At 27.2% G+C, this 14,776-nt stretch carries 11 protein-coding genes; 2 read left to right on the top strand and 9 right to left on the bottom strand.

What is annotated here, in order from left to right:
- Positions 1–321: 321 nt before the first annotated feature.
- Positions 322–2,331, top strand: a complete 2,010-nt coding sequence (locus Q1J60_RS12845; RefSeq protein ID WP_300263036.1) for a sigma 54-interacting transcriptional regulator — start codon at positions 322–324, stop codon at positions 2,329–2,331.
- 167 nt (positions 2,332–2,498) lie between these two features.
- On the opposite strand, the gene rpsD is transcribed toward Q1J60_RS12845, so the two are convergent.
- The 6 genes from rpsD to Q1J60_RS12875 all read right to left on the bottom strand — a co-directional run bounded on the left by rpsD (position 2,499) and on the right by Q1J60_RS12875 (position 10,112).
- Positions 2,499–3,092: a 30S ribosomal protein S4 gene (gene rpsD, locus Q1J60_RS12850; RefSeq protein WP_300263039.1), complete on the bottom strand. Its 594-nt coding sequence runs from the start codon at positions 3,090–3,092 to the stop codon at positions 2,499–2,501.
- A gap of 351 nt (positions 3,093–3,443) precedes the next feature.
- On the bottom strand, positions 3,444–4,478 hold the full coding sequence (locus tag Q1J60_RS12855; protein WP_300263042.1) for a ribonucleotide-diphosphate reductase subunit beta: 1,035 nt from the start codon (positions 4,476–4,478) through the stop codon (positions 3,444–3,446).
- A 95-nt stretch (positions 4,479–4,573) separates the two neighbouring features.
- On the bottom strand, positions 4,574–6,805 hold the full coding sequence (locus tag Q1J60_RS12860; protein ID WP_300263044.1) for a ribonucleoside-diphosphate reductase subunit alpha: 2,232 nt from the start codon (positions 6,803–6,805) through the stop codon (positions 4,574–4,576).
- A 283-nt stretch (positions 6,806–7,088) separates the two neighbouring features.
- Entirely contained in the window at positions 7,089–7,445 is a 357-nt protein-coding gene (locus Q1J60_RS12865) for an arsenate reductase family protein (RefSeq protein ID WP_300263047.1), read from the bottom strand.
- 164 nt (positions 7,446–7,609) lie between these two features.
- A complete protein-coding gene (locus tag Q1J60_RS12870; RefSeq protein WP_300263050.1) occupies positions 7,610–9,436 on the bottom strand; it encodes a sensor histidine kinase in 1,827 nt (608 codons plus the stop codon).
- Positions 9,414–10,112: a response regulator transcription factor gene (locus Q1J60_RS12875; RefSeq protein ID WP_300263051.1), complete on the bottom strand. Its 699-nt coding sequence runs from the start codon at positions 10,110–10,112 to the stop codon at positions 9,414–9,416. Before Q1J60_RS12875 ends, Q1J60_RS12870 begins: the two co-directional genes overlap by 23 nt.
- A gap of 253 nt (positions 10,113–10,365) precedes the next feature.
- Between Q1J60_RS12875 and Q1J60_RS12880 the strand changes: the two genes are divergently transcribed.
- Positions 10,366–11,223: a YitT family protein gene (locus Q1J60_RS12880; RefSeq protein WP_300263054.1), complete on the top strand. Its 858-nt coding sequence runs from the start codon at positions 10,366–10,368 to the stop codon at positions 11,221–11,223.
- 260 nt (positions 11,224–11,483) lie between these two features.
- On the opposite strand, the gene cwlD is transcribed toward Q1J60_RS12880, so the two are convergent.
- The 3 genes from cwlD to rpsI all read right to left on the bottom strand — a co-directional run bounded on the left by cwlD (position 11,484) and on the right by rpsI (position 14,753).
- Entirely contained in the window at positions 11,484–12,155 is a 672-nt protein-coding gene (gene cwlD, locus Q1J60_RS12885) for an N-acetylmuramoyl-L-alanine amidase CwlD (RefSeq protein ID WP_300263056.1), read from the bottom strand.
- 193 nt (positions 12,156–12,348) lie between these two features.
- Complete coding sequence (locus Q1J60_RS12890) at positions 12,349–13,962, bottom strand: Na/Pi cotransporter family protein (protein ID WP_300263059.1); 1,614 nt, start codon at positions 13,960–13,962, stop codon at positions 12,349–12,351.
- A 398-nt stretch (positions 13,963–14,360) separates the two neighbouring features.
- Positions 14,361–14,753, bottom strand: coding sequence for a 30S ribosomal protein S9 (gene rpsI / locus Q1J60_RS12895; RefSeq protein WP_288678257.1), 393 nt, complete (start codon positions 14,751–14,753; stop codon positions 14,361–14,363).
- Positions 14,754–14,776 lie beyond the last annotated feature (23 nt).

Consider the following 14,776-nt stretch of genomic DNA (forward strand, 5'->3'; position numbering starts at 1 on the left):
ATACTCATAAACCCTAGTAAAAATGCCTATAAATCTTTTAAAAATATTTTATTTTTAAAAACTTACGTTAAAATAATCAGTCATATTAGTTATTTTTATTATACTAAATATGATAAAAAATATCAATCCAATTTTATTGTTGATATTTTTTATCAATTTTCTTTTAAAAACAATCTTTTTTATTAAGATGTATATTCATAAAGCCTTTAAAATAGTACTTTTTTCTGATAATATATTATTAACACTTGATAAAAAATATCAACCACATTAACTTTTTATATAAATTCATAAAAAATAAAACTCTGGACGGTGATTTATTTAATGTATTCAAGAGAATTGATTATAAAGACTCCATTAGGATTACATACTAGATACTCTGCTATGATTGTTAATAAGGCTTCTGAAATAGAGTCTAAGTATAAAGTTAAACTCTATATAAAAAAAGAATCTTATACAGATTGGCTTGGAATAAGTATGCTTGCAATACTTTCTCTTAAGGTATTGCCTAATGAAAGTATATTAATTGGATCTAAAAACGAAGGAATGATTGAAAAGTTAGCTGTTCAATCTCTTCTTGAGTTTATTGATAAAAACATAAATAATCTAATTGAATCTGAAGATAGTGAAATAGATGAAATAATAGATGCTAGCATAGTAGCTAATGAACAAGTGGTGGAAAGTTTACCAATAGGTATTGTCGTTATAGATATAGACCAAAATATAATAACAATGAATCAATACGCTTTAAGATTTATTGGATGCAATAAAAAAGATGTTAAAGGAAAAAAAATTAATGAAGTAATCCCATCATCTCAACTTCCTCATGTTATGCTTAGCAATTTAAAAAAATACGGCTCAACTCTTCATATAAATAACAGAGTTGGCTTAGTAAATAGTTCTCCTCTTTTCATAAACGATAAGATTATAGGTGCTGTAAGTGTTATTCAAGATGTATCTGATATTATAGGTATGAAAGAAATAAATGAGAAATTTACTAAAATACTTGAAAATTCACAGGATATGATTTGCTTTGTAGATGAGAATGGCATAATAAATTATTTAAATCCTGCATATACTAAAAACTTTTCTAAAGTTAGTTCTGATTTTATAGGCAAAAGTATTTTCGATGTTTCTCCTGATGGACTTAGAGCTAAAGTGTTTAAAGAAAGAACTTTATTAAAAGATGTAATTCATAAAAAAAGTGGTATAAATGTTATAAGTACTATCGACCCTTTATTTATCGATGGGCAGTTTAAAGGAGTTATTTCAACTTCTAGACCAGTTAGTTTAATTAAAGAACTTATGTCAAAACTAAATAAATCTGAACAAGAGTTGGATTATTATAAAAATGAGTTTTTAAGACAGCTATCTAAAAATTCTTCTTTTAAGAATATTATAGGATCAACTAGAACCCTAAAAGACATAATGTACATGTGTCAAAAAGCTTCAGAAACTACCTCAACTGTTCTCATTCGTGGTGAAAGTGGTACAGGGAAAGAACTTATTGCAAAAGCAATTCACAATAATAGCAATAGAAAAAATAAGCCTTTTGTAAGAGTTAACTGTGCTTCAATCCCTGAAAATCTCTTAGAAAGTGAATTATTCGGATATGAAAAAGGCGCTTTTACAGGAGCAGTTCAAAGTAAACCAGGTAAATTTGCTATTGCTGATACAGGTACTATATTCTTAGATGAAATAGGTGATATGCCTCTATCAATGCAAGTTAAACTTCTTAGAGTTTTGCAGGAAAGAGAAATTGAAAGCGTGGGAGGTATAACTCCTAAAAATATTGATGTAAGAGTTATTGCAGCAACTAATAGAAATTTAGAAGAAATGATTGATGATGCTTTATTTAGAGAGGATCTTTATTACAGACTTAATGTACTAGGTATTAATCTTCCTCCACTTAGAGAACGTAAAGAAGATATTCCTGAATTAGTAGAGCATTTTATAACTAAACTAAATAAAAAGTTAAATAAAACTGTATTAGGAATAAAACAAGATGCCCTTAATCTACTAATTGAATATTCTTGGCCTGGGAATATTCGTGAACTTGAAAATATAATGGAAAGAGCTATAAACCTTTGTGATGGTGACTATATAGATAGTTCTTATTTACCTTCATATCTAAAGCCAGTTGAATCAAAATCTTTTAATTTAAATATTGATATTGATCATATTCTTCCCTTTGAAGAATATGAGAAACAAATAATCGAAGCAGCTATGAAAAAGTACAAATCCTTCAACAAAGCTGGAAAAGCTTTAGGATTAACACATAGAACAGTTTCTTTGAAATGTAAAAAATATAATATAGATGTAAAAAAAGAATAAAAGAAAAAAGCACTTGGAGACCAGCACATCTCCAAGTGTTTTTTTATTAGTAAGAGTTTAGTAACATTCTTAAGTATAATTATGACAAGACTTTTTTAGTTTTAACTACGGGAACAGCTAATAATTAAAACTAAAATTAATATCAAACAAGTTTTACAGTATCTTTATTATTTAGAATAGAATTCAACTATTAATTGCTCTTGTATTGTTATTGGAATTTCTTCTCTCTTAGGCTTTCTAATGAAAATTCCTTTAAAGTTATCTTCTTCTTTACTTACGTAAGGAACTTCATTTCCAATGCTATCTTTAAAGTTGTTTACAAACATCTCTGTTTTTCTTGATTTTTCTCTTAAAACAACTTCATCACCTATGCTTAATCTGAAAGATGGTATATTTACTTTTTTTCCATTCACTAAGAAATGTCCATGATTAACCATTTGTCTTGCTTGTCTTATTGAACTTGCAAACCCCATTCTATATACCATATTATCAAGTCTTGACTCTAAAATCATAAGTAAAGCCTCACCAGGTTGTTCTTTACTATTGAAAGCTTTCTCTACATATCTAGTAAATTGTCTTTCCATAACACCATAGTAAGCTCTTAATCTTTGCTTTTCTAATAATTGAATACCGTAATCAGATAATTTCTTATCTGCTCTACTTGTTCCTCTATCAGCTCGTTTCATTGCTTTTGGATGTCCAACTACATTTAATCCAAGTCTTCTGCACATCTTGAAACGAGGTCCCATCATCTTAGCCATACTTAACCTCCAAATGTTTTTTGTTTTCTATAATATTATCTTAACACAAAACCCTATTTATTGAAAATGATTATCATTATTATACAATCTGTTTAGTTGAAATTATCTTATTAAATCTTAAAAATACTAACTATTTCTCAAAATTCGATTTATTTTTCATTTTAAATAGTTGCATTTTTAATTAAATATAAATAATTAAATCTAAATTAGCTTTTTTAGTATAAAAATAAAAAGCTATATCAAAATTATAACTTAGAAGAATTCATAAACTCTTATATTCATAAATTCTCTCATAAATAGTATTGATATAGCTTCCTCTATGATTTATGCAATTAAATATTAAATTCTAGTCTATAGATCATCTATTAAGGCTCCAGCTTTAGCATATGCTGTTGATTTTGCCTCAAAGAAATCTGTTTTTACTTGGTTTGCATCAGCATAATAATCTACCCACGGTGCTGGATTCTCATTATATCCTTCAAATAAAGGTTCTAAACCTATAGCTTTAACTCTTAGATTTCCTATATATTTTATATATCTTTCTATAAGGTTTTTATTTATTCCATTAACATTATCACCTATAACATAGTGACCCCATGCAATTTCATGTTCAACACCAGTTCTCACCATTTCTCTTAATTCTTCTTTTAACTCTTTAGTAAATACTTCTGGAATTTCTTCTTTTAATTCCTTTATTATACTTCTAAATAGCCATAAATGAGTATTTTCATCTCTGTTTATATATCTAATCTCTTGAGCTGAACCTGGCATTTTTCCATTTCTCTCTAAGTTATAGAAAAACATAAATCCTGAATAGAAATAAACACCCTCTAAAATATAGTTAGCCATTACTGATTTTATAAAGTTTTCCATACTTGAGTCTTCTAAAAATTTATTATATAGATCTCCTATAAATTTATTTCTTTGAAGTAATATAGCATCATCTTTCCATTGGAATAATATCTCATTTCTTTCCTCTGGTGAACAGATACTATCTAACATATAACTATAACTTTGTGAGTGAACCGCCTCTTGGAAAGCTTGTATAGTTAAACATAAGTTAACTTCTGAAGCAGTAATATAACTATTTATATTTCCTAAGTTAGCTGTTTGTATTGAATCTAAAAATATTAAGAAAGATAATATTTTGTCATATGCTGTTTTTTCTTCCTTAGTCAACTTTTTATAATCTTTTAAATCTTGAGCTAAGTTTATTTCTTCTGGTATCCAGAAATTATTCATTGCTTGTCTATACCATTCTGAAACCCAAGTATATTTCATATTATTAAAGTCATTTAAGTTAGTTGTATTACCGTTTATCATTTTCTTTTTATTAGTTTCAATATCTCCAAACTCATTAAAAAGCGGTCTTTTTTTTATTTCCATTTTAAGTCACCTTTCATCTCTTTATTTCTCTATTTATAAGTAATAGATACTCACCTAATCCTAGATGAGTATCTTTAAGTTTCTTAATTTATATTCTAAGCTGAACAGCTCTCACATTCATCAATACTTAGAGATTTGCTTCTTACATAATAAATACTTTTAACTCCATTTTTACAAGCTAGAATATAAAGATTCATTATTTGTCTCATAGTATAGTCTGTAGTTATATATAAGTTAAATGATTGTCCTTGATCTATATGTCTTTGCCTTACCCCATTAGCTATAACTGTAAATTCTTGATTTACATTATAAGCTGAAACATAGTACCAGAAATTTTCTTGACATAATCCAGGTGCCACCTTTGGAGTTATGCTTCCTTTTTTCTCTTCTAACCAGAATCTATTCATAACTGGATCTACTCCCTCTGAAGTTCCAGCTAAAGTAGCAGTTGAGCCATTTGGAGCTACTGCAAATAAGTATCCATTTCTCATACCATATTTACTAACCTCTTCTTTTAGTGCTTTCCATTGTGGTGAATTATATTCTCTTAGTTCAAAATAATCACCATTACTCCAATCTGATCCTTCAAATAATGGATAACTTCCTTTTTCCTTTGCTATGTTTAAACTAGCTTTTATAGCATAGAAGTTTATTCTCTCATAAACTTTATCTACAAAATTCAAGTGTTCCTCTGACTCCCATACAATCTTATTATTAACAAGCATATGATGGTATCCTGATGTTCCTAACCCAACAGCTCTATATTTCTTGTTTGTTATTTCAGCAAATGGAACTGAATAATAATTTAAGTCTATTACATTATCCATGGCTCTTATTTGAGTTTCAACAACATATTCTACTTCTTCATCTGATGTAACATCAACATTTCCTAATACCATTGAAGAAAGGTTACATACAACAAAATCTCCTGGCTTAGTTTTTTCAATAACTACTGTATCACCATTTTCGTCTTTAATTTCTGTTTGCTCTATTTCCATAGCACTCATATTTTGCATTATTTCAGTACAAAGATTTGATGAATATATCATTCCTTTATGTTTATTAGGATTAAATTTATTTACTGTGTCTCTGTAGAAAGCAAACGGTGTTCCTGTTTCTGCAGCACTCTTTATTATAAGTCTTACAACATCTTTAACACTCATGACTCTCTTTTCTATTCTATCATCTTCTACACACTCATAATATTTCTTTTCCCATTCTTCGCCATAGAAATCTTCTAAAGAATATCCTTTAACATTCTTTATTTCATGAGGACACATCATATACCAGTTAGCGTCTATATCATTTTCGGCTAATTTCCAAAATAAATCTGGATAACAAAGTCCTGGGAATATATCATGAGCTTTCTTTCTGTCATCTCCGTTATTTGTTCTTATTTGAAGAAACTCAGGTAAATCTTTATGCCATGCATCTAACCAAATAGCAACTGATCCGTTTCTAACTCCTAATTGGTCAACAGCTACGGCTGTATCATTGAATAATTTTATCCAAGGTATAATTCCACCTGATGCACCTTTAAAACCTCTTATAGCTGAACCTAGAGCTCTTACTTTACCAATATAGATTCCCATTCCACCACCGAACTTAGAAACCTTTGAAAAATTATCTAATGATTTATATATACCAGCTAAGCTATCATCTACAGTATCTATAAAACATGAACTTAATTGGTAGAATGGCTTTCTAGCATTTGACATAGTTGGAGTAGCCATTGTAGCCTTTATAGAACTTAACACATCATAAAATCTTTTTGCCCAATAAAGTCTTTTTTCCTTCTTCTCAGGGATAGCAAGGTGCATAGCAATCCCCATAAACATTTGTTGAGGAAGTTCTAATGGTAACCTATTAAAATCTTGAACTAAATATCTTTTTGCTAATAAATTTATTCCACTGTATGTAAATAAAAAGTCTCTTTCTATTTTTATTTCTTTTTCTAATTCTTCTATATCTTCCTTAGAGTAATTATCTAAAATATATTTTCCGTATAATCCTTTATCAATAAGTTCTTTTATAAACCCATAGAAATTATCATATGGATTTGCTCCTTCTTCTAATCCTCTATTTACTCTTACTTCTTGGTATAAATTCTTAACATATAGCTTTGCAGCAATCTCCTGCCATCTTGGTTCTACTTGAGAAGTTAACTCTAATGAAACTTGTATGAAAGATTTTATTATTTCTTTTTCTCCCATTTTTGATGTAACTATATTATCTAACGCAATCATTAACTTTTCTTCTGTATATAACCCTGTTTCATCATTTAGTTCTTCTATAGACCATCTACAATATCTCTTTAATAATGTCATCAATTAGCCCTCCACAACATATAGTAATTATTTTTAAAATTCGCACAATATCTTGACAATTTATTATAATAATTTAAAGTTATTTTGTAAAACTCAAATTTTTTGAAAAAGTTACCCTATCGCACCAATAACTCTTATTATATAAGTCATATTTTCTTTTTTTAATGTTATTTGACTAATAATTATTATTGACATTTTAAAGTTATTTCTACAATAAGAATAATAAAGCTTTTAAGTAAGGATAAATGAAAAGGCTACAGATATTTAATCTGTAGCCTTTTTACTATTTTAAATTTTGAGCCCATTCTTCTTCTTTAAATCCTATAAGGACTAAATCATCTTTTATAAGTAAAGGTCTTTTTACTAACATACCATTGCTTGATAATATTTCTAAAAGTTCATCTTCACTAGCTGTTTTTACTTTATCCTTAAGATTCATCTCCCTATAAAGTTTACCAGAAGTATTAAAGAACTTATTTAGTTTAACTCCACTCTTTTCATACCAAGCCTTTAATTCTTCTTTAGTAGGATTTTCTTCAACAATCATTCTATCTATAAAATTTATATTGTTTTCTTCTAACCATTTCTTAGCTTTTCTACAAGTACTACATTTAGGATATTCTAAAAATAAAAAACTCATTTTCTTACACCTTCTTTATAATTAATACACAATAAAAATTATTATATAATAATTATACTGTTTATAAATTTATTTTTAAATATGTTAATTACAAAATTTTATAATTTTTTATAATTATAGATTTTATAAAGTTTATTAAAATAAACTTAAATAATCACTATTAATTATTCTTTAATATTATCATCTTTATTTTTAGGAATTATTACAAAAGCTTTAAATAGGTCACCTTCACATTCAACCCTAAACTTTCCGTTATGAAGCTCCACAATAGTTTTAGCTATTGCTAATCCTAATCCCGATCCTTCTATAGTTGAATTTCTTGATTCATCTCCTCTTGCAAATCTTTCTAAAATATCCTTCTCATCAAAATCTAAAGCATATGAAGAAATATTTTTAAATGATATTTCCACATAATTTTCTAAATTTCTTATTTCTACATAGACCCTAGTTTTTTCTAAACTATATTTTAAAGCATTAGTAGTTAGATTTTGAAATACCCTAGACATCCTTTGAGGATCTATATTAACCATACACTCCTCTGGGCCATTTATCTTAAATTCAATTTCTTTTTCTGAATATATATCTTCCACCTCGGCTATACATTGGTATATAAGTTGAATTATATCTATATTATATTTAAATAATTCCACCTTTCCTGAAGACATCTTAGAAACCTCAAACAAATCATCTATAAGTTTCTTTAAAGTTTGAGATTTTTTGTCTAATATTTCTATATATTCTTTTCTTTCCTCTTCTGTTATATTATTTAACTGAAGTATATTTACATAATTTATTATGGATGTTAATGGAGTTTTTAAATCATGTGAAACATTAGATATAAGTTCTGTCTTTAATTTTTCATTTTTTATGCCTTCATCAACAAGTTCCTTATACCCTATTCTTAAATCATTAACATCATCGGCTAATTCTCTTATTTGTCTATCATCATTATCTTTTATTTCTATATCTGTATCACCTTTTTTAACTTTTTCTATTCCTTTTATTACAGTATCTAGTCCATCATATTTTCTTATAAACTTTACTATAAAATGAATAACTAAGATAATTGGAATTATCCATAAGTATCTATTATCTGTTAAAACATAATGATATTGCTTCCATACAAATTCTATATTTCTCATAAATCCATTTATAAGAATATATATTATAGTAAAGGAAATAACAAATATAACGACCTTATCTCTTAGAAATTCTTCTATAAACATCTTCTTTGTTATTAAGACATTTAAGCTATCTAAAAATCTATAAAAGTATCCATTTTTCCAGCTTTCCTTATAGGCTCTTATTCCCATATTTTTAATCATAGCTAATTTTTTTATAATCAAAAGTAACATCAAAAGTGTTGTAGTCATAGTTGCTATAAAGGCAATCTTAATTGAATTTATTTCAGAGTCATAAAGTTCTCCCCTTGAGAAATATATTTCTTCATAATTATCTGAAGAATTAATTTCTTTAAATACTACATTATCATTTTTAGATAAACTTTCTAAAACCTCCTTAGGTGTTGAAAGGTTATATGGCTTTTCATAAAACCATACTCTATTAGAATAATATTCCCCTGTTTTTTTATTTATAAGAACTACACCAGAATAACTAGTTGCTCTTTCTTGAAGCTTTGCAATAAATGTTTGTTTTTCATCTTTTGTTTTTAAGCTATCTAATTTACTTAAATAGTTGGTTTCATTGTAAAGAAAATCTGATATATCCACAGATTGTGCTAATAGCCTGCATTCTCTATATTTATGTGGACTTATCAAGGCATCTCTATACATAACTGTATTACTTATATCAGAATTTGCTTTAGAATTTAATTTTGCTATGTTATCAAAGGAATATCCTCCAAATAAAATAGTATATAAAACAGGTACAAACACTGCAAATATGATTATAAACATATTTTCTATACTTCTTACTGAAAGGCTATAGTTTTTCCACCATCTTGAAAAACTATTTGTCAATTTTATACCCAAGTCCCCACACCACCTTTATATACTCAGGTTCTTTTGAATTTATTTCTATTTTTTCTCTCATTCTTCTTATATGAACTGTTACTGTATTTTCACTTTTATAAAAAGGTTCTTCCCAAACTCTTTCATAAATCTCTTTAATTGAAAATATTCTTCCTGGATGTGATGCTAAAAGCGTTAATATTTTATACTCTGTTGCAGTTAATTTTATATTTTCTTCTCTTAAAGAAACCTGTTTGTTTACAGTATCTATAGTTAAATCTTTTATTACTATTAAATCTTGAGTATTCTCCCTATTTAAAGGATAATCATACCTTCTTAATTGAGATTTTACCCTTGCAACAAGTTCTAAATGATTAAAAGGTTTGGTAACATAATCATCTGCTCCTATGTTTAATCCTAATATTTTGTCACTATCTTCTGATTTTGCTGATAACAATATTATTGGTATATTTCTACTTTCTCTTATCTTTAAACAAGTTCTCATTCCATCTAACTTAGGCATCATTATATCTAAAACCACAAGATGTATGTCTTCTTTATCTAAAACTTCTAAGGCCTCAAATCCATCTCCAGCCTTTATTACATTTATGCCTTCTCCTCTTAAATATATATCTATTGCATCTCTTATTTCCTTTTCATCATCTACAACTAAAACATTAAACTTTTCTTTTTCCATGATAAAGCACTCCTTAAACTTACACCTCTCCTAAATAATAACGGAGGAAAATTAAAATTAATCTATTTATTTATTACGATTTTCTTAAGATACACCTTCTACTATTAATTTAATGAATTTCTTAGTATATACAATGTATTTTATCATAAAAACACATTAGTTGCTTTTTCAATGTATTTATTGGCTTTACTTTAAAAAAAAAAGCATTATAATTACCTATGAAATTATTTATTGTAAATTTAGGAGAATCCCAATGAATTACATCAAAGAAAAAAAAGAATTACTAATTGATAATATATTTATTATCATAGGTTGCTTTATTGCATCTTTAGGAGTCAACCTATTTTTATCAAATGCAAAACTTCTTAGTGGTGGAGCAACAGGTATTGCACTTATCTTTCAATACTTAATGGGAGTTAACTCAGGTATTGTTGTTTTACTTATAAATATTCCATTATTTATACTTAGTTACTTTAAACTATCAAAGCAATTTACATTTAACTCAGCTATAGGAATGCTAGCTTTATCACTTTCATTAATGATAACAGCACCAGTATCACACCTTGTTACCTTAGATGATAAATTACTATATTGCGTTTTTGGTGGCGCTATATGTGGATTTGGTTATGGTTTAGTATTTTCTAAAGGTGGATCAACCGGTGGAACAGATATTATTACTATGGTTATACGTAAAAAATATTCTAATTTTAATATAGGTTCATTAAGCTTTGCATTAAATATGTGTATCGTTGGTGTAGGAGCTATTTTCTTTGGATTAGAAACCGCTCTTTATACACTTATATCTATATTTATGCAAACAGTGCTAGTTGATAAAGTTATTAAAGGGATACATTCAAAACAATTATTGCTTATAATAACTGATAAAGAACAACAAGTTATAAATTATATAATAAAAGATCTCCATAGAGGAGTAACCTCTCTTTTAGCTGAAGGAGAATATACTCATGATAAAAAGAAAATGCTTTATTGTCTAGTTACCACAAGACAAATGATAGAATTAAAAAATTCAATACATTATATAGATCCAAATGCCTTTATAACTATAATAGATGTTTCAGAAGTTAAAGGAAAAGGCTTTAAAAATATATAAATCAAATAAAAGCTATGCTGATTAGGCATAGCTTTTTTAATGTCATAATAATTAAATAAATCAAAGTATATATAATAGTAAAATGATTTTTAGGAGCTTTTATGAATAAATTTAAATTAGTCAATTTCTTAATATGTTTTTTATTTATTATATTATTTTTCTTAATTCTAAACCTTATATTTTCATCTTATAAATTTAACTCAATTACACCTAATGATATGGAAGTAAGGTTGTCATTATTAATTTTTCTTTGAATACTATCATTTAAAATATTGATCTATAGAATTTACTAAAGTATTTGCAATTTTATTTTGATAATCCTCTTTACCTAATAGCGCACATTCTTCTGGATTAGATAAAAAGCCACATTCAACTATTACAGAAGCTCCTTCATATCCATCATTTAAAATTTTATATTCTTTTTTTGCAACTTTTGATTCTCTCTTATTACTTGGATCAACCTCTTCTTTTAATTTTTCTTGTATTATCTGACCTAATTTTTTACTTGGTTCATTATTAGCACTCCATACCTGAGCACCTTTACAACTCTTTTGAGGAAACATATTCTGATGTATGCTTATAAAAGCATCACACTTATTTTCTTTTTTTATTTTCACTCGATTTTCTAAGTCTTCTATTTTCTTCTCTCTAATCTTTTTTCCCTCAGTATATAATCCTACATCATCACTTCTAGTCATAATAACCTTATACCCTTTACTCTCTAAAGCATCTTTTGTTTTAAGTGCTATTGATAAATTTATATCTTTCTCAATTATTCCACTTTCACTCTTTGCTCCCCCATCAATTCCTCCATGTCCTGGATCAATAACTATTATCTTATTATTTTCCTCTGCATTAATCTTTAATAAGCTAATATTTAATACTAAAAAAGAAATCATCATAATTGATACTATTTTAATTATTTTCTTCATTAAGAATACCTCCTAGCTAACTCTAAATTGTTATAATTACAAATTCTAAAAAGAATATATTTAATAATAATAAATCAATAAAAATATTATCTCTTTTAGAATTATGAAACCCAATTTATTTTTTCCTATATCTAAAGAAATATTCTAATTAAAATAAAAAAGAATACCTAAAGTTAGGTATTCTCTAATATAATTAATAAACTTCCATAACACTTTCAGCTATGTTAGTAGAATGGTCACCTATTCTTTCTAAATTGCTTAATAAGTCCATAAATATTGCACCATCATAAGCACTACAAGAACCTTGACTTAATCTCTTAATATGATTTTCTCTAAATTCTTTTTGAGAAGCATCTATCTTTCTTTCTATTTCATAGATAGTTTCAGCTTCCTCTATATTTTCATTTGCATAAGAATCAATTGTTATGTCAAGTGCTTTAACTGTTTGATCATATAGATAATCTATTTCATTTAAAGCATCTTCACTATATTTTAATTTTCTTCCTGCCTTTTCTAATGTTAAATCAGCTATGTTTTCAGCATGATCTCCTATTCTCTCAATATCAGTTACGATATGGAAAGTTGATGCTACTAAATTACTCTCTTTAGCAGATAAATCACATTTAGATAATTTAACTAAGTAATCAGTTATTTCTTCTTCTAATATATTTATAAGTTTTTCATTCTCATATACTTTTTTAACTAAGCTTTCATTATTTTCTTTAAAAGCTCTCATACTCAACTCTAAATTTTCCTTAGCTTTATTAGCCATTCTTAAAGTTTCTTTTTGAACTTGACCTACAGCTATTACTGGTGTTTCTAATAATCTTTCATCAAGATATTTAGGTCCAAAAAGTTCAACTTCATCTTCACCTTTTATTAATTTGTTAACTATCATAATCATGTACTTACTTAAAGGCACAAGTATTATAGTAGCAGTTATATTAAATATTGTATGAGCATTAGCTATTTGTCTTTGAACATCTGTAGGGCTCATATCTTGAACAATATGTGCTAAAGGTTTTAAGAACGGTATAAATATAAGTGTACCTAATATATTAAACATTAAATGTATGGCAGCAGCTTTATGAGCTGTTTTATTTGCTCCAATACTTGATATTAAAGCAGTTACACATGTTCCTATATTACATCCAAATAATATTGGTAAAACTACATTTATAGTTATAGAACCTGTTGATGCTAAGGCAATTAATATACTTGTTGTAGCTGATGAACTTTGTAATATAGCTGTAAGAGCTAAACCTGTAAATATTCCTAATAACCAGTTTTCACCTATAGCCATTATAAGTTGTGAGAACATTGGTGAATGTGATAATGGTTTTAAAGCTGAACTCATTATTCCCATACCCATAAACAAGATACCAAAACCTAATATTATATCAGCAATATTTTTTCTTTTCTTTTGTTTTGCTGACATTAATAAAACAACACCTACTATAACAAATAACGGTGCAATTTCATCTAATTTAAAGGCAACAAGTTGAGCAGTAATAGTTGTACCTACGTTTGCTCCCATGATTACTCCAGCAGCTTGTGCAAGATTCATAAGACCTGCATTAACAAATCCAACTACCATTACTGTAGTAGCACTTGAACTTTGTACAATCATTGTAACAAAGGCCCCAATTAAAACTGCTGATATAGGATTTTTAGTAACTTTCTCTAATATACTTTTTAATTTATCACCTGCAGCATTCTCTAATCCTTCTCCCATTAACTTCATTCCAAAAAGGAATAGACCTAATCCACCGGCAACTTGAATTAAGGTAAAAATTGCATCTTTCAAGATACTTCTCCTCCACTTTGCTTAATTTGTAAAATACAAACTTATTTTTAATTTAAAATATCAATCCTATAACATTTTACAATATAATCACTGCTTTGTTAAGTTTTCAAGCTTCTTTTTAACCTAAACTTAATACACAATCCAAATAATTGAATTTTTTTCTAAATAATATCCAATTTATTAAGTTAAACTAAAACAAAATCTAGCTTATCCCTAGTTATAAAGCCATTTCTAATATTTATTACTAAACTATATATTTTTTAAAAATTTATTTTAAATTTGTTAACAATTATACTAATTCATCAATCATTACTAACTATAACTTAAATAAAAATAACTATTTTCATAATAATAAAAAAAAGAAGGAGAATTTCTCCTTCTTTCTGATAAAAGCAATATTATCTCTTTGAGAATTGTGGAGATCTTCTTGCTTTCTTTAAACCGTATTTCTTTCTTTCAACCATTCTTGGGTCTCTAGTTAAGAATCCAGCTTTCTTTAATTCTGGTCTTAAGTTTTCATCAGCTTTTAATAAAGCTCTTGATATACCATGTCTTATAGCTCCTGCTTGACCTGATAATCCACCACCATGAACGTTAACTAAAACGTCATATTTGTCTTTAGTTTCAGTTAAAACTAATGGTTGGTTAACTACAACTCTTAAAGTTTCTAATCCGAAATATGTTTCTATTTCTCTATTATTTACTATAACTCTACCTTCACCTGGTACAAGTCTTACTCTTGCAACTGATTTCTTTCTTCTTCCAGTTCCCATGTATTGAACTTTTGCCATTTGAACTCCTCCTCCCGAGCTTA

The organism is Clostridium sp., assembly GCF_029258205.1.
In the GTDB taxonomy this organism is placed as follows: Bacteria; Bacillota; Clostridia; order Clostridiales; family Clostridiaceae; genus Sarcina.